We start from the raw sequence: 14,588 nt of genomic DNA on the forward strand, positions 1-14,588 counted from the left end.
AGGAGATCATCCGCTGCCTCAAGCGGTTCGTCGCCCGCGAGATCTACCACGTCCTGACCATCACCAACGCCACCGCAGCGGCCCCGAATCACCTCACAACCGCTGCTTGACATCCATAAGAGCATCCTCCCGGACCCACCCCACCCTTCACCGCCGGGCGGCGGGAGACGCCCCCGCCCGGCCTCCCACCCAGCGAGGAGACCGCACACCATGACCGTCGCAGCGAACGAGACCTTCTCCGCCGACGCCGTCGCCGCCCACCTCAAGCAGTTCATCGTGGACGCCCTGTTCATCGACATGGAGCCCGCCGAGATCACCGACGACATGCTCCTCGGCACCGACGTCGGCGTGGACTCCCTCGGCTTCGCCGAGCTGCTCGCCCACCTGGAGGACGAGTACGGCATATCCGTCACCGACGGCGAGTTCGTCCCCGACAACTTCGCCACCGTCGGCCGCATCGTCGCCCTCGTCGGCCGCAAGCTCGCCGGCTGAACCGGCCCGCGACACACCAGAGGGGGGAACCTGATGATCCTCAGCGTGGAGCATCCCGTCCGGGACGCCGAAGTGGACGAGTTCGAAGTCGTGCACTTCTCCAACTACCTCAAGTGGTACAGCAACGCCCTCAAGGAGTTCCTCGGCCGCTACAGCAGCCCGCCCGGCTTCTTCGGCGAGGGCGTCGAGATCCGCGTCGCCCGCGTCCGCGCCTCCTACAGCAACTCGGCGCTGCGCAACGACACCGTGCAGGTGTCCGTGACCCGCGCCGAGAACCTGGGCCGCTCGCTCCAGCTGCACTTCCGCGCCGAGGCCCGCGGCAAGCTGCTGGCCCGCGCCGAACTGAACCTCGTCTTCGTGCAGAAGGAGCCGTACCGGCTGCTGCCCGTGCCGGAGTCCGTCGCCCGGCAGCTGCCCGCCGCCCGGTCCGCGGAGCGCGCCGCATGACCGGCGCCTCCCCCGCATCCGACTCCGCGTGCGTCCAGGCCCCCGTGCGAGTGGCCGTCGCCGCGGCCGGCGCCACCACCTGCCTCGCCGGCTCCGCCGACTCCACATGGCGGAAGGTGCGCGCCGGGGAGAGCGGCCTCGGCCCGCTCACCCTGTTCGACCCGGGCAGCACGGGCCGCAGCGGCACCGTCGGTGAGGTGGCCGGGCACGCCGGCCTCACCGGCGGGCCCCGCCTGGCCGCGCTCGCCGAGGCCGCGCTCACCGAGGCCCTCGCCGAGGCGGAGGCGGCCGGTGTGGACCGGACGGAGCTGACCGGCGCGTGGGTGACCGTCGGGGTCAGCCTCGGCGACATCTTCGAACAGTCCGGGCCCGACGTGGAGCTGGACCACTTCTGGAGCGTCGTCGCGGCCCGGCTGGGCCTGACCGGCCCGGTCGTGGTGCTGTCCTCCGCCTGCTCCTCCGGCACGGACGCCGTCGGCTACGGCGCCGACCTCGTCGCCTCCGGCATCGCCCCGGTCGTCGTCGCGGTCGGCGTGGACTCCCTGGAACCCGGCAAGTACACGGGCCACTCCGGGCTGAAGACCATGTCGCCCGACCGCTGCCGCCCCTACGACGCCGACGGCGACGGCACCACCCTCGCCGAGGGCGCGTGCGCGCTGGTCCTCACCGACGCGGACCGGCTGCCCGGCACGCCCCTCGCCGAGCTGCGCGGCTGGGCCGCCAGCACCGACATCGACGCACTGACCTCCCCCGACCTGTCCGGCGAGGGCGCCGCCCGCATGCTGCGCACCGCCCTGGAGCGGGCCGGCGGCACCCCGGCCGACGTCGCCCACCTCAACGGGCACGGCTCCGGCACGCCCGTCAACGACGAGCTGGAGGCCGCCGTGTACACGACGGTCTTCCCTGAGCGGGACGTCCCTGTCTCCGGCACCAAGGGCGCCCTCGGCCACTCGCTGGGCGCGACCGGCGCGGTGGAGGCGCTGCTCACCGCGTACGCGCTGCGTGAGCGGGTCGCCCCGCCGACCGCGGGCCTGCGCGTCCCGCACGCCCGCTGGGCCGGCGCGCCCGTCGCCACCGGCGAGTGGCCGCTGCCGCTGCCCGAGGGCCGCCCCCTCGGCGTGAGCGTCACCTACGGCTTCGGCGGCGCCAACTCCTGCCTCGTCCTCGCCGCGGGCGGTGCCGCATGACCCGGAACCTCGTTGTGACCGGCGCCGGCGGCCTCGTCGGCACCGCGCTGACCGCCGCGCTGCTGCCCGCGTTCGACCGGGTGCTGCTGCTCACCGCCGGGCAGCCGGACCTGCCGAAGCTGCGGCGCCGCATCGGACGCGTCCTCAAGGCCACCGCGGCGCCGGCGCACCTGCCGGAGCGGGTGACCGCGCTGCCGCTGGACGCGCTGACCCCCGCCGCGCTGCGCGCCGCCGGGCTCGGCACGGTCGCGCAGGTGTGGAACGTCGGCGCGTCCCTGTCGTACGACCAGGACCGGCTCGCCGCGACCGTCGCAGCCAACACGGCCGTACCGCTGCGGCTGCTGGAGGTGTGCGCGCCGACGGAACGCTTCTTCCACATCTCCACCGTCGGCGTCACCGGCCCCGGCTCGCCCGCCCGGCGGGACACGATCACCGAGGCACCGGTGTGGCGGCCCGACGCCGTCAACCCGTACGTCGCGTCGAAGCTGCTCACCGAGCACATGCTGGACAATCTGCGGGCCCGCACCGGGGCGCCCGTGTCGATGCTGCGGCTCGGCTCGGTCCTCGGACCCGCCGGGCACCCGCCCGTGCAGGACAACCGCGCCGGGTACTTCACCCTCGTCGAGATGCTGGCGAAGGTCACCGCCCGCCGCGCGGTCCTCACGATCGACGCCGAACCCGGCAACGCGCCGCCCCTCGCCCACGTCGACCAGCTCGCCGCGAGCTGCGCCGCCCTCGCCGACCGTGCCGGACGGGGCGACGACCTGGCCGCCTACTACCACCTGGGCGACCAGACCCTCACCAACGCCGCCGCCGCGGACGCCGTCAACGCGGCCCTCGGACAGCGGGTGCTGCGGCTCGGGCCGCCCCGGACGGCACTGGACCGGGCGTACGCGTCCGTCAACGCCGACAACGTCGCATTCATGAGCTGCGGGTTCCGCTTCGACCACGCCGTGCTCGACGCGCACGTCCCGGCCGGCGCCCGCCCCCGCGTGGACGCCGACTCCTACGCCCGTTTCGTCACCGGCCAGTTGGCGCGACTGGCGGCGCGGCGCACTGCCCGGCGGGACACGGGGGCGGCGGCATGAGCGGCCACCTGCTGGGCATTCCGCTCACCCCCGACACACAGCACGGCGACGGCACCGTGACCGCCGTGCTCGACCTCGACCCGCGCTGGCCGGTCTTCGCCGAGCACTTCCCCGGCAACCCCGTCCTGCCCGGCTCGGCCGCCGCCCATCTGCTGCTCGGCCTGGCCCGCCGGCTCGACCCGGCCGCACACGGCCTGCGGGACGTGCGGTTCGCGCGGCCCCTCGTGCCGCCCGCCCGGGTCCGCCTCACGGCGACCGCCGACGACGCCGGCGCCGTCACCTGCACCGCACTGATCGAACAACCGGACGGCCGGGAGGTCGTCGCCGTACGAGGGGAGGTCGTCACCGATGACCGACAGCACCGGGAAACCGGACGGGACTGAGCCCTCCGGGCGGCCCGTCGCGGTGGTGACCGGCGGGGCCCGCGGCATCGGCCGCGCCGTCGCCAGAAGGCTCACCCAGGAGGGGTACGACGTCGAGTTCACGTACCTCAGCTCCAAGCGGGCCGCGGACGAACTCACCGAGGCCACCGGCGGACTCGCCCGCGGCCACCTGGTCGACGGACGCGACGCCGACCAGGTACGCCAGTTCGTCGACACCGTCGCCGCGACCGGCCGGCTCCAGGCCCTCGTCAACAACCAGGGCCTCACCGTCGACCGGCTCGTCAACCAGGTCACCTGGCCCGAACTGGAGCAGGTCCTCGACACCAACCTGGGCAGCGCCGTCACCTTCACCCACGCCGCCCTGCCCCACCTCGTGCGGCGCCGCCGCGGCGACATCGTCTTCATCTCCTCCCAGGCCCGCCGCAACGCCCGCGTCGGCAACGCCATGTACGGCGTCAGCAAAGCCGCCCTGACCCGGTACGCCGCCAACATCGCCCTGGAGGGCGCCCGGTTCAACGTGTTCGCCAACGTCGTCGAACCCGGCTTCGTCGAGACCGACCTGACCCGGACCATGCTCGACGGCAAGGACCGCAGGAAGTACCTGCAGGAGATCCCGCTGCGCCGCTTCACCAACCCGCGCGACGTCGCCCAGGTGGTGGCCGCGCTCGTGACCCGCAGCCCCGAACTGGTCGGCGCGGTCCTGCCGGTCGCCGGAGGTGCCCAGCTGTGAGCGCCCCCACGACCCTCCCCGAGGAGACACCCATGACCACCGCCCCCGCCACGGACACCGCTGCCGTGACCGGCCGCGCCGGGCTGCTCGAAGGCCGCCGCGGCCTCGTCCTCGGCGTCGTCAACCAGCGGTCCATCGCCTGGGGCATCGCCCGCCGCCTCGCCGCCGAGGGCGCCGGACTCGGCTTCACCTACCGGGCGTCCTCCGCCGGTGAATGGCTGCGCCGCGCCACACCCCGGCTGGCCGCCGACGGCACCGAAGCGCCGTATCTCGCGCACTGCGACGTACTGGAGGACGGCGCGCTGGAACGGGTGTGCGCCGAGTTCGCCGAACGGCACGGCGGCATCGACTTCCTCGTGCACGCCGTCGCCCACGCCGACAAGGACGAACTCGCCGGCGGTCTCGCCGCCACCAGCCGCACCGGCTTCACCCACGCGATGGAGTCCAGCGTCTACTCGCTGATCGGCGCCGCCGCCGCGACCCGCCCCTACCTGACCGCGAACTCCAGCCTGCTGACACTGTCCTACCTGGGCGCCGAACGCGTCTGCCACGGCTACAACGTCCTCGGCGTCGCCAAGGCCGCCCTGGAGTCCGCCGCCCGCTACCTGGCCGCCGAACTCGGCCCGTCCGGCACCCGCGTCAACGTTCTGTCCGCCGGGCCCGTCCGCACCCTCGCCACGTTCGGGCTGCCCAACTTCGCGGCCTCCCTCGCCCAGCGCGCCGAACGCAGCCCGCTCGGCCGCCCCATCACCACCGACGACGTCGCCGGCACCGCGCTCTACCTGCTCAGCGACCTCGCCTCCGGCACCACCGGCGAGACCGTGTACGTCGACGCCGGCTACCACATGATGGGCACCTGGCCCGGGGACGCCGGCCATGGCTGACCCGCACACCCCCCGCAACGGCTGGTTCCTCGCCCTGTGCGGGCCGCTCGACGTGGACGGCGACACCGCACGCGCCGAACTCGTCCTGCCCGCCGGCGACCTCACCGGCGCCGGGCCGCTCGTCGCCGTCGAGGCCATGCACCAGATCGCCTGCCGGCTCGCCGCCCGCGCACGCGGCGCCGCCCGCTGCGTCCCCGCCCGCCTCGACGACCTGCGCACCGACCCCACGGCCCCGGTCCCCGCCGGGGCGATGCTCCGGGCGCGGCTGCTGCGCTCCGGCCGGCTGTCCACCGTCCGTACCGAACTGTCCGTCCAGGGCCGACTCCACTCCTCGGCCACCGTCCGCACCCAGGAGGTGACATGACGACCGTGCTCTTCCACGGCCTGCGCGGAGCCTTCCGGCTGCGTACGGCGGTGGTCCTCGCCACCCCCGGCTTCCGCGCGGAACTCGCCCGCGACCACATCCCCGAAGGCCTCGTCACCGAGGTCGCACCGCAGGACGTGCGCGGCAAGCAGGACCCGGCCTCCCTGCTGGGCGCGCTCGCCGCCCGCGAACTGACCGCCGCCGCGCCCGCCGACGACACCGACCCCTTCACCCGAGGGGTGTTCGTCAGCACACGGCGCGGCAACCAGCGCTCGGTCAAGGCCTTCGCCGGGGCGCTCGCCGCCGGGCGGCGCTCCCCGTCCACGTTCTCCGTCGCCGGCTACAACATCGTCGCCCAGTCCACCGCCCGCGAACTCGCCGCCCGCGGCCCGTCCGTGGTGCTCGCCGGGCAGCGCGCCACCCTCGACGGCGCCCTGTTCCTCGCCGCGCTGCGGCTCGGCTCCGGCGCCATCGGCACCGGGTACGTCGGCCATGTCACGTGGCTGCCCGATCCCGGGCTGCGCGGCGGGGAGGGCCTGGCGGTGCTCGCCGCGGTGGACCACGTGGACAGTGCCGTGTCCGTCTCCGAGCAGCATGTGGTGGCGCTGGCCCCGGCCGACCTGTACGGGCCGCGCGGCCCGCACGGGCAAGCCGGCGCCCCCGCCGCGGAGGACTTCGCCGCCGCCCACCGGGTCGCCCCGCTGCTGGCGGACAGCAGGACGGTGGCGGCGCGATGAGCCGGGCTGTGGAGGTGCTGCCGGGGACGGCCGACGGCGCGCGGCGTCCCACGGGCGCCCCGGTCGTGGCGGGCGCCGCGGCCGGCGCCGGCTGGGTGCATCCCGATGCCTCCGTCACCGAGTACACGTCCCGAGGGGTACGGGTCCTCGACGCCGCCGCCCTGACGGCGGGCGTCGCGGAACGCGCCGACCAGTGGGCGGCACTGGGCTTCGCACCCGGCGACCGGGTGCTGGTCGGCACCGGCAGCAGGCTCACCACCCTGCTCGACGTGGCCGCCGCCTGGGACGCCGGGCTGGTGCCGGTACTGCTGTCGGACGCGCTCGCCCCGGACAGCTACCGCCTCCTCGCGGCGGCCACCGGCGCCGTCGCCGGCCGGCTCACCCCCGCCGTCGCCCGCACCTGGGCGGCACACGGCAGCAGCCCCCTCGCACGCGACGCGGGCACCGTACTGCTGCGGCTGGACGGCACCCCCGGCGCGGGCGCACCACCGTACGACGAGCCGTCGCTGGTGCTGGCCACCTCCGGCAGCACCGGCCTGCCCAAGGCCGTCGTGCACCGCCGCTCCCGGCTGCTGCGCAACGCCGGCATGCACTGGGACAGTGTCGGCGGGCTCGGCCCCGGCGACCGGTATCTGCTGTCGCAGTCGATGTACTTCTCGTCGGCGTTCGTCTGCGGAGTCCTCGGCGTCCTCGCCTCCGGTGCCGCGCTCGCCCTGGTCGAGCCGCCGTTCTCCACGGCGAACTGGTTCGACACCGCCCGCGGCTTCGCCGCCACGCACACCGCGCTCACCCCGCACCTGCTGATGCGGGTCCTGGACAGCGGGGAGCCCTTCCCGGCGTCCCTGCGCCAGATCACCGTCGGCGGGGACCGGCTGGGCCGCACCGCGCTCGCCGAGCTGCGCGCCCGCGGCGTACCCGATGTGCGCACCACGTACGGCCTGACCGAGGCCGGGCCGCGGGTCGCCACCCACACCCCGGGCGACGCCCCGTACGACGGCGGGCTCGGCCTGCCGCTCGCCGGGGTGAGCTGGCGGCTCGAACCCGACGGCGAGCTGGTCGTCCGTACGCCGACCGCGCAGACCGGTTCCTACATCGACGGCGGCCACGTGCCCTACCCCGCCGGGGACGAGGTGCCCACCGGCGACATCTGCGAGGAACTGCCCGACGGCACCTACCGGCTGGTGGGCCGGGCACGCCGGGTCACCTCCGTCGCCGGCGAGAAGGTCTTCCTCGGCCTCGTCGAACGCGTCCTCGTCGACCACCCCGAGGTCAGCGCCGCCCGCGTCGCCGCCGACGGCGACGACGGCAGCGGTCTGGCCGCGCAGATCCTGCCCCGGCCCGGCGGGCCCGGCGTCGACGCCGCCGAGCTGCGGCGCTGGTGCCGGGGCCGGCTGCGCGCGGTGGAGGTACCGCGCACGTTCACCCTCGTCGACTCCTCGACGCAGCTCAGCAAGTAGGCGGGCGGGAGCCACCGAGGGTGCCCGGAGCGCCGCTCCGAAGGGCCGTACCGGACAGCCCCGCACCCGTGCCCGAGCACCCCGCCCCCCTGAAGCACCACCCCTCATAGCGCAAGGCACCACCCCCCACACCGTCACGAGCAACAGCACCGGAAGTGAGACACATGACCGTCGACACGTACGCCAACGTCGCCGCTCCCACCGACGAGAATCTGCGCACCGCGGGCGACCTGGTCCGCAACGGCGGGGTGGTGGTGGCGCCCTCCGACACCAACCTGGCGCTGACCCTGGACCCGTGGAACCGGGCCGCCGTCGAGCGGGCCTTCGCCATCAAGCGGCGCCCGCCGACCTCGCCGCTCACCCTGTTCGTGCGGCACCCGCAGGAGTGGGAGGAGTACACCGAGGTGCCCGCCGAGCTGCGGGAGGCCGTGCGCCGGCTGACCGACGCGTTCTGGCCCGGCCCGTTCAACATCGTCCTGCCCCGCAACCACCGCATCCCGGACCACCTGGTGTGCGGCGGCCCGACCGTCGCCCTCGGCTGCCTGTCCAATCCGACCATCCAGCGGCTGATCGAGTTCACCGGCAAGCCGGTCGCGATGACCTCCGCCAACCTGTCCGGGCAGGCCGACGGCGTCCTCGTCGACCTGGACCTGGCCGTCCGTCAGATCGGTGACGCCGTGGACATGGTGATCCGCGGCGAGAAGCAGGGCACCACCGCGTCCTCCACCATCGTCACCGCCGCGAAGACCCCGTTCGAGGTGCTGCGGCTCGGCGACATCACGCACGCGCACATCAAGGACGCCCTGGGCGATCTCGCACACCTCCTGGAGGACGCGTCGTGACCAGACCTGTGACGTCGATCCGGGCCGCCGAGACGGCCCGGACGGGCGAGGAGATATCCGCCGACCGCCTCTACGCCAAGGTCGGCCGGCGTCTGCTGCCCCTGCTCGGACTGCTGTACCTGGTCAGCTATCTGGACCGCAGCAACATCGCCTTCGCCGCGCCGAACGGCATGAACGAGGCACTGAACCTGTCCTCGTCGGCGTTCGGCCTCGCCTCCGGCATCTTCTTCCTCGGCTACTCCCTCGTCGAGGTCCCCAGCAACATGGCACTGCGCCGGTTCGGCGCCCGCGCCTGGCTGGTGCGCATCCTCGTCTCCTGGGGTGTCGTCGCCACGCTCACCGCGTTCGTGACGAGCGCCGGCCAGTTGCAGATCGCCCGGCTGCTGCTCGGTGTCGCCGAGGCGGGCTGCCTGCCCGGCATCGTCTTCTATCTGACGCTGTGGCTGCCGAAGAACGTCCGCACCCGCATGATGGCCGGCTTCTTCGTCGCGCTGCCGCTGTCCACCGCGCTCGGCGCACCCCTGTCCGGGCTGATCGTGCAGCACGCCGACGGGCTGGCCGGGCTGCCCGGCTGGCGGGCGATGTTCCTGCTGGAGGGCATCCCCGCGCTGCTCCTCGCGATCGTGGTGTGGCGGGCGCTGCCCGACGGCCCGCGCGAGGCGCGCTGGCTCACGGACGCCGAACGGGACTGGCTGCTGGACCGTGTCGCCGAGGACACCCCCGAGCCCGAGCGGCGGCCCCGGCGCGGCGGCTGGTTCACCCCGCGCACCCTCGCCCTCGGCATCGCCTACTTCGGCATCGTGTACGGCCTGTACGCGCTGAGCTTCTTCCTGCCGACGATCATCGCCGGGTTCCAGGGGGACGACGGCCGCGAGTTCTCCATCGTGGAGCGCGGTTTGATCAACGCCGTGCCGTACGCGCTGGGCGCCGTCGCGATGCTGCTGTGGGGCAGGCGGGCGCAGCGCGCGCCGGGCGCCCCCTGGACGGTGGCGCTGCCGGCGGTGCTCGCCGGGGTGACCGTGCCGATCGCCCTGTACATGGACGGCCCCCTCGTCACGATGATCGTGATCAGTGTGTGCGCGGTCGGGGTGCTGTCGGCGATCCCGGTGTTCTGGGCACTGCCGACGGCGATGCTCGGCAAGGAAAGCGCGGCGGCCGGTATCGCGCTGGTCAACACGATCGGCAGCCTCGGCGGTTTCGCCGCGCCCTACTTCACGGGCTGGCTGAAGGACTGGACGGGCTCCGTCCGGCCCGGGCTGTGGCTGACCGGCGGGCTGCTGGTGTGCTCGGCGCTGATCGTGACGGCGCTGCGGCGCGGCGCGCCCCGTACGGCGGCGGAGGTCCGCTGATGCGTGTCGTGCTGCTCGGCCCGCCGGGCGCGGGCAAGGGGACGCAGGCCCGACGGCTCGCGGAACGGTTCGGCGTACCGCATCTGTCGACCGGTGACCTGCTGCGCGAACAGGTCACCGCCGGCACGGTCCTGGGCCGCCGCGCGGCGGACTTCCTCGACTCCGGCCGTCTCGTCCCGGACGCGCTGATCACCGCGATCGTCCGCGGCCGGCTGCACTCGTCGAGCGTCCGCGACGGCTGTGTCCTCGACGGCTGCCCGCGCAGCGCCGTACAGGCGAAGGCGCTGGAGACGATCCTCGCCGAGACCGGCACGGCGCTGACCGCGGTGCTGGAGTTCGCCGTGGACGAGGAGGAGGTGGTACGGCGGATCGGCGGCCGTCAGGTGTGCCGTGCCGACAGCGGGCACATCTTCCACCTGCGGTCCGCGCCGCCCGCGGTGCGCGGCCTGTGCGACCACTGCGGCGGCGAGCTGTACCAGCGCACCGACGACCGGCCCGACACCGTACGGCAGCGGCTCGCCGTGTACGCGGAACAGACCGCGCCCGTCGCCCGGTTCTACGCCGAGGCCGGTCTGCTCCGCACGGTCGACGCGGCGGGCACCACGGACGAGGTGACCCGCCGGGTGCTGGGCGCGCTGGGCCTGGCGGGCGCCGGGGCACGGCCGTGATCCGCGGGGTCGGCGCGGACGTGGTGGACGTGGCCCGGCTGTCCCGCAGCCTGGTCCGCACCCCCGCCCTGGCGGCCCGCCTGTTCACCCCGGCGGAGCGCCGCTTCCCGTCGGGCGCGGAACGCCCCCCGGCCTCCCTCGCGGCCCGCTTCGCCACGAAGGAGGCGGTGCTGAAGGCGCTCGGCGGGCCGCTCGGGGTGGGCTGGCGGGACATCGAGGTCACCCAGTGCGCGTCGGGCCGCCCGTCCGTCCGCACCCACGGCCCCGCCACCGCCCACGCCGCCCGCCTCGGCATCACCGCCTGGCACGTCTCCCTCAGCCACGACGCAGGCATCGCCACGGCGCTGGTGGTGGCGGAGGGGGACGACACCCCGACGAGACCGGCGACGGACGGCACCCACGGCCCCTGACCCTGCCGCCCGCCTGCCCGCTCCCACCCGCGTGGGGCGGGCAGGCGGGCGGTGCCGGCACGGGCCGAGCACGGGCGGCGGCATCCGCCGCACCGCCCACGGGCCGTGGGGCAGCCGACGGCCGAACCGTGTCGGGTCACTCAACTCCCTTGCAGGCCACCGGCGTCAAGGGTCCCGTCGGCTCACCGCCCGCCGCGTCCCCTCACCAGGCCAGCTGGGCGATCTCCTCCGCGACCACCGCGCACGCGTCCGCCGCCGGGTCGATCAGGGGGAAGTGGCCCACGTCCTCCAGCAGGGTCACGCCGACCACCTCGCCCGCCTTGGCCGCCGCGTCCGCGTACGACTCGGCCACCGTCTGCGGTACGTCGATGTCGGCGCGGCCCTGGACGAGGGTCGTCGCGATACCGGTCGGCAGGAGCAGGGCCGGGTCGGCGTACGGGCGGCGTTCCTCGAACTTCTCCTCGCCGCCGAGGAGTTGCAGCGAAGCGTTCCCGCACACGTCCAGTTTCTCCGCGACCGCCAGGTCGGCGATCGGGGCCAGCGCGACCACGCCCCGCAGCTCCGGCGGGCCGTCGAGGCGCCACGGCGCGTCGGCGGGCAGCACGTGCCGGGCCGCCGCCCACAGCGCGAGGTGGCCGCCCGCCGAGTGGCCGGTGACGACCACGCGGCGCGGGTCGGTCTGCGGCAGCGCCTCCCGGGCCAGGCCGGGCAGCGCGTCCAGCGCGGCGGCGACGTCGTCGAACGTGTCGGGCCAGAGGCCGGCGACGGCGGCATCGCCCTCGGCACCCCGTCGGTACTCCACCAGCGCCACCCCGAAACCGCGCCCGGCGAGGAACGCGGCGAACGGGCTGACGTGCCGCCGGTCGTAGGGGGCGCGCCAGGCGCCGCCGTGCAGGACGACGACCAGCGGGGCCGGTCCGCCGGGGCCGCGTTCGGCGCGCGGGGCGTAGAAGTCGATGACCTGGTCGGGGTGGTCGCCGTAGGCCGCGGTGGTGTCGGGATCGACGGGCGGGTGCGAGAAGGCCGACCCCTCCTCGGCGGCGGCCCGGGCTGCTGCGACGTCGTCCGGCATGCTCCAACCTCTCAGCGACGAAACGTACTTGGTGAACCGGTGATGACGGACCAGGAGAGAATCAGGCCGTTGGCCGGGACGTTATCAGGCCGGTGACGTGCGCGGACACCCTGGATGTCACGCAGGGTGATGGGTAAACGGTTCGCCACCGTCCCGTGACAGCACGGCGTCCCCGGGCGGCCGTGGTTCCCCCGGGCGGGTGACACGTGCCGGCCGGTGGCAGGCGGCGTACCGGAATGCGCCGGGGCCCCGTCCCACCTGCGGCGGAACAGGGCCCCGGCGGCGCCTCACGACTCCCGAAGCGTCTCTGCGAGCACCCGCGCCGCCCGCTCCACGTCGGCGAAACCGACGTACAGCGGCGTGAAACCGAAGCGCAGGATGTCCGGCGCCCGGTAGTCACCGACGACACCCCGCGCGATCAGCCGCCGCATCACCTCGCCCGCGTCCCCGCACCGCAGCGCGACCTGGCTGCCGCGTTCCGCGTGCGCGACCGGTGTGACCGGCACGACGCGGCCCTCGGGGACGTACTCCCGCACGCACTCCAGGAAGAAGTCCGTGAGCGCGAGGGACTTGGCGCGCACCGCGTCGACCGACACCCCGTCCCACACGTCGAGGGCGGCCTCCAGCGCGAGCATGGACAGGATGTCCGGCGTGCCGACCCGGCCGCGCACGGCACCCTCCGCCGGGGCGTACTCCGACCGCATTCCGAAGGGTTCCGCGTGCGAGTTCCAGCCCGGCAGCGGGGAGTCGAAGCGGGACTGAAGCTCCCGCCGCACATACAGGTACGCGGGCGAGCCGGGGCCGCCGTTGAGGTACTTGTAGGTGCAGCCGACCGCCAGGTCCACGTCGTGCTCGTCCAGCCCGACCGGCAGCGCGCCCGCGCTGTGGCACAGGTCCCACACCGCCACGGCTCCCGCCGCGTGCACCGCCGCCGTCAGGGACGGCAGGTCGTGCAGCCGGCCGGTGCGGTAGTCGACGTGGTTGAGCAGCACCGCCGCCGTGCGCTCGCCCAGCACGCCCGGCACCTCGGCCGGGAGCACCGGGCGCAGGGTGCAGCCGGTGAGGCGGGCGGCCGACTCGGCTATGTAGCCGTCGGTGGGGAACGTCGACGCGTCCACGACGATCTCGTCCCGGCCCGCACCGGCCGGACCGCCCTCACGGGCCAGCCGTACGGCCGCCACCAGCGCCTTGAACACGTTCACGCTGGTGGAGTCGCCCACCACGATCTGCCCGGGCGCCGCCCCCACGAGCGGTGCGATACGGTCACCGATCCGCTCCGGCGCCGTCCACCAGCCGCTCTCCTCCCAGGAGCGGATGCGCAGTTCGCCCCACTCGCGGCGCACCACGTCCGCCACCCGGTCCGGCACGTGCGCGGGCAGCGCGCCGAGGGAGTTGCCGTCGAGGTAGACGGTGTCGTCGAGGACGAACCGGTCCCGCAGATACGCCAGTTCGTCGGCGGCGTCCAGCTTCCGGGCCCGCTCCGACAGCTCGGACACGGCAGCGGCGTCCAGATCAGACATGGGACCTCGCCGTCCACAGCTCGGGGAAGACGTTCTTCTGCGCGCGCTTCTCCAGCCAGGCCACACCGGCCGAGCCGCCCGTGCCGGGCTTGGCGCCCATGGCGCGGCGCGTGGCGACGAGGTGGTCGTTGCGCCAGCGCCACACCAGCTCGGCGACATCGGTCAGCGCCTCGCCGAGACGGGCCACGTCGGCGGTCGGGTCACCCGCGTACACCTCGGTCCACGCCGCCTCCACCGCCTCCGACGGCTCGTAGCGCCGGGACACGTCACGGTCGAGGACGTCCCGCGGGATGCCGTACCCGCGCCGCGCGAGCAGCCGCAGCACCTCGTCGTACAGGCTCGGCTCGTGCAGCGCCTTCTCCAGCTCCGCGTGGACGCGGGGGGCGCCACGGTGCGGGACGAGCATGGACGCCGACTTCTCACCGAGCAGGAACTCCATACGGCGGTACATCGCCGACTGGAAACCGGAACCCTCGCCGAGCGCGGACCGGTAGGAGTTGAACTGCTGCGGGGTGAGCTGCCCGAGCGGCTTCCAGGACGCGTTGAGCGCCTCCAGCTCACGGACGGAACGTTTCAGTGCGTCGATCGCCGTCGCCACGTCGTCCGCGCGCAGGGCGCGTGCCGCCGTCTCCCACTCGTGGACGATGACGGTGAACCACAGCTCCATCACCTGGGTCGTGACCAGGAAGACCATCTCTCCGGGATCGTCGGAGAGGGTGTGCTGGAGGTGGGTGAGCACGTCCGCCTTGACGTAGTCCTCGTACGGCGTCGTGCCTTCGAAATCGAGATGCGGAGTCTCGGGCTCGTGGATGTCGTGAGCCTCTTGGGACATCGCTGTCTCCTGCTGTGTGCTCCGGGTAGCGGTCCGCCCCTGCCGTTACCGGCACGGGGGCCCCGGTCCCCACCCGCATCCTCACAATCCGCCCCGCACACCGCAAGGCCCGCCCGCCCGAGGAAC

17 protein-coding genes are annotated in these 14,588 nt (G+C 74.4%); 14 read left to right on the forward strand and 3 right to left on the reverse strand.

The window, feature by feature from the left end:
• Positions 1-210 precede the first annotated feature (210 nt).
• The 14 genes from MTQ10_RS18555 (at position 211) to MTQ10_RS18625 (ending at position 11,038) form a co-directional block, all read left to right on the forward strand.
• Entirely contained in the window at positions 211-492 is a 282-nt protein-coding gene (locus tag MTQ10_RS18555; RefSeq protein WP_247469503.1) for an acyl carrier protein, read from the forward strand.
• 33 nt (positions 493-525) lie between these two features.
• Complete coding sequence (locus tag MTQ10_RS18560) at positions 526-939, forward strand: acyl-CoA thioesterase (RefSeq protein ID WP_247469504.1); 414 nt, start codon at positions 526-528, stop codon at positions 937-939.
• On the forward strand, positions 936-2,126 hold the full coding sequence (locus MTQ10_RS31305) for a beta-ketoacyl synthase N-terminal-like domain-containing protein (RefSeq protein WP_282612326.1): 1,191 nt from the start codon (positions 936-938) through the stop codon (positions 2,124-2,126). The genes MTQ10_RS18560 and MTQ10_RS31305 overlap by 4 nt, the downstream gene beginning before the upstream one ends.
• Positions 2,123-3,214, forward strand: a complete 1,092-nt coding sequence (locus MTQ10_RS18575; protein ID WP_247469505.1) for an NAD-dependent epimerase/dehydratase family protein — start codon at positions 2,123-2,125, stop codon at positions 3,212-3,214. The genes MTQ10_RS31305 and MTQ10_RS18575 overlap by 4 nt, the downstream gene beginning before the upstream one ends.
• A complete protein-coding gene (locus MTQ10_RS18580; RefSeq protein WP_247469506.1) occupies positions 3,211-3,597 on the forward strand; it encodes a hypothetical protein in 387 nt (128 codons plus the stop codon). Before MTQ10_RS18575 ends, MTQ10_RS18580 begins: the two co-directional genes overlap by 4 nt.
• Positions 3,563-4,327, forward strand: coding sequence for an SDR family NAD(P)-dependent oxidoreductase (locus tag MTQ10_RS18585; RefSeq protein ID WP_247469507.1), 765 nt, complete (start codon positions 3,563-3,565; stop codon positions 4,325-4,327). Before MTQ10_RS18580 ends, MTQ10_RS18585 begins: the two co-directional genes overlap by 35 nt.
• 32 nt (positions 4,328-4,359) lie before the next feature.
• Positions 4,360-5,211: an enoyl-ACP reductase FabI gene (locus MTQ10_RS18590; RefSeq protein ID WP_247469508.1), complete on the forward strand. Its 852-nt coding sequence runs from the start codon at positions 4,360-4,362 to the stop codon at positions 5,209-5,211.
• Entirely contained in the window at positions 5,204-5,575 is a 372-nt protein-coding gene (locus MTQ10_RS18595; RefSeq protein WP_247469509.1) for a hypothetical protein, read from the forward strand. Before MTQ10_RS18590 ends, MTQ10_RS18595 begins: the two co-directional genes overlap by 8 nt.
• Positions 5,572-6,312, forward strand: coding sequence for a hypothetical protein (locus MTQ10_RS18600; protein WP_247469510.1), 741 nt, complete (start codon positions 5,572-5,574; stop codon positions 6,310-6,312). The genes MTQ10_RS18595 and MTQ10_RS18600 overlap by 4 nt, the downstream gene beginning before the upstream one ends.
• Positions 6,309-7,769, forward strand: a complete 1,461-nt coding sequence (locus tag MTQ10_RS18605) for a class I adenylate-forming enzyme family protein (protein ID WP_247469511.1) — start codon at positions 6,309-6,311, stop codon at positions 7,767-7,769. Before MTQ10_RS18600 ends, MTQ10_RS18605 begins: the two co-directional genes overlap by 4 nt.
• Before the next feature lie 164 nt (positions 7,770-7,933).
• Positions 7,934-8,611 carry an L-threonylcarbamoyladenylate synthase gene (locus MTQ10_RS18610; RefSeq protein ID WP_247469512.1) on the forward strand — a complete coding sequence of 226 codons (678 nt, stop codon included), beginning with the start codon at positions 7,934-7,936 and terminating at the stop codon, positions 8,609-8,611.
• Positions 8,608-9,960, forward strand: a complete 1,353-nt coding sequence (locus tag MTQ10_RS18615) for an MFS transporter (RefSeq protein WP_247469513.1) — start codon at positions 8,608-8,610, stop codon at positions 9,958-9,960. Before MTQ10_RS18610 ends, MTQ10_RS18615 begins: the two co-directional genes overlap by 4 nt.
• The gene (locus MTQ10_RS18620; RefSeq protein WP_247469514.1) at positions 9,960-10,628 is read left to right on the forward strand and encodes an adenylate kinase; all 669 of its coding nucleotides are present in this window, start codon (positions 9,960-9,962) and stop codon (positions 10,626-10,628) included. Before MTQ10_RS18615 ends, MTQ10_RS18620 begins: the two co-directional genes overlap by 1 nt.
• Positions 10,625-11,038 carry a holo-ACP synthase gene (locus MTQ10_RS18625; protein ID WP_247469515.1) on the forward strand — a complete coding sequence of 138 codons (414 nt, stop codon included), beginning with the start codon at positions 10,625-10,627 and terminating at the stop codon, positions 11,036-11,038. The genes MTQ10_RS18620 and MTQ10_RS18625 overlap by 4 nt, the downstream gene beginning before the upstream one ends.
• 202 nt (positions 11,039-11,240) lie before the next feature.
• Here the strand turns inward: MTQ10_RS18625 and MTQ10_RS18630 are convergent, their stop codons facing one another.
• From MTQ10_RS18630 to MTQ10_RS18640, 3 genes are all read right to left on the reverse strand, one after another.
• Positions 11,241-12,110: an alpha/beta hydrolase gene (locus tag MTQ10_RS18630; RefSeq protein ID WP_247469516.1), complete on the reverse strand. Its 870-nt coding sequence runs from the start codon at positions 12,108-12,110 to the stop codon at positions 11,241-11,243.
• Between the two features lie 287 nt (positions 12,111-12,397).
• A complete protein-coding gene (gene kynU, locus MTQ10_RS18635) occupies positions 12,398-13,630 on the reverse strand; it encodes a kynureninase (RefSeq protein ID WP_247469517.1) in 1,233 nt (410 codons plus the stop codon).
• Positions 13,623-14,462, reverse strand: coding sequence for a tryptophan 2,3-dioxygenase family protein (locus MTQ10_RS18640; protein WP_247469518.1), 840 nt, complete (start codon positions 14,460-14,462; stop codon positions 13,623-13,625). The genes kynU and MTQ10_RS18640 overlap by 8 nt, the downstream gene beginning before the upstream one ends.
• Positions 14,463-14,588: the final 126 nt, after the last annotated feature.

It is taken from the genome of Streptomyces sp. XM83C, from assembly GCF_023072675.1.
In the GTDB taxonomy this organism is placed as follows: Bacteria; Actinomycetota; Actinomycetes; order Streptomycetales; family Streptomycetaceae; genus Streptomyces; species Streptomyces thermocoprophilus.

Coding starts and splice junctions, on each gene's coding strand:
- MTQ10_RS18600 (WP_247469510.1), top strand. CDS start 5,572: ATGACGACCGTGCTCTTCCACGGCCTGCGCGGAGCCTTCCGGCTGCGT.
- MTQ10_RS18605 (WP_247469511.1), top strand. CDS start 6,309: ATGAGCCGGGCTGTGGAGGTGCTGCCGGGGACGGCCGACGGCGCGCGG.
- MTQ10_RS18580 (WP_247469506.1), top strand. CDS start 3,211: ATGAGCGGCCACCTGCTGGGCATTCCGCTCACCCCCGACACACAGCAC.
- MTQ10_RS18555 (WP_247469503.1), top strand. CDS start 211: ATGACCGTCGCAGCGAACGAGACCTTCTCCGCCGACGCCGTCGCCGCC.
- MTQ10_RS18640 (WP_247469518.1), bottom strand. CDS start 14,462: ATGTCCCAAGAGGCTCACGACATCCACGAGCCCGAGACTCCGCATCTC.
- MTQ10_RS18575 (WP_247469505.1), top strand. CDS start 2,123: ATGACCCGGAACCTCGTTGTGACCGGCGCCGGCGGCCTCGTCGGCACC.
- MTQ10_RS18595 (WP_247469509.1), top strand. CDS start 5,204: ATGGCTGACCCGCACACCCCCCGCAACGGCTGGTTCCTCGCCCTGTGC.
- MTQ10_RS18610 (WP_247469512.1), top strand. CDS start 7,934: ATGACCGTCGACACGTACGCCAACGTCGCCGCTCCCACCGACGAGAAT.
- MTQ10_RS18590 (WP_247469508.1), top strand. CDS start 4,360: ATGACCACCGCCCCCGCCACGGACACCGCTGCCGTGACCGGCCGCGCC.
- MTQ10_RS18630 (WP_247469516.1), bottom strand. CDS start 12,110: ATGCCGGACGACGTCGCAGCAGCCCGGGCCGCCGCCGAGGAGGGGTCG.
- MTQ10_RS31305 (WP_282612326.1), top strand. CDS start 936: ATGACCGGCGCCTCCCCCGCATCCGACTCCGCGTGCGTCCAGGCCCCC.
- MTQ10_RS18560 (WP_247469504.1), top strand. CDS start 526: ATGATCCTCAGCGTGGAGCATCCCGTCCGGGACGCCGAAGTGGACGAG.
- MTQ10_RS18620 (WP_247469514.1), top strand. CDS start 9,960: ATGCGTGTCGTGCTGCTCGGCCCGCCGGGCGCGGGCAAGGGGACGCAG.
- MTQ10_RS18585 (WP_247469507.1), top strand. CDS start 3,563: ATGACCGACAGCACCGGGAAACCGGACGGGACTGAGCCCTCCGGGCGG.
- kynU (WP_247469517.1), bottom strand. CDS start 13,630: ATGTCTGATCTGGACGCCGCTGCCGTGTCCGAGCTGTCGGAGCGGGCC.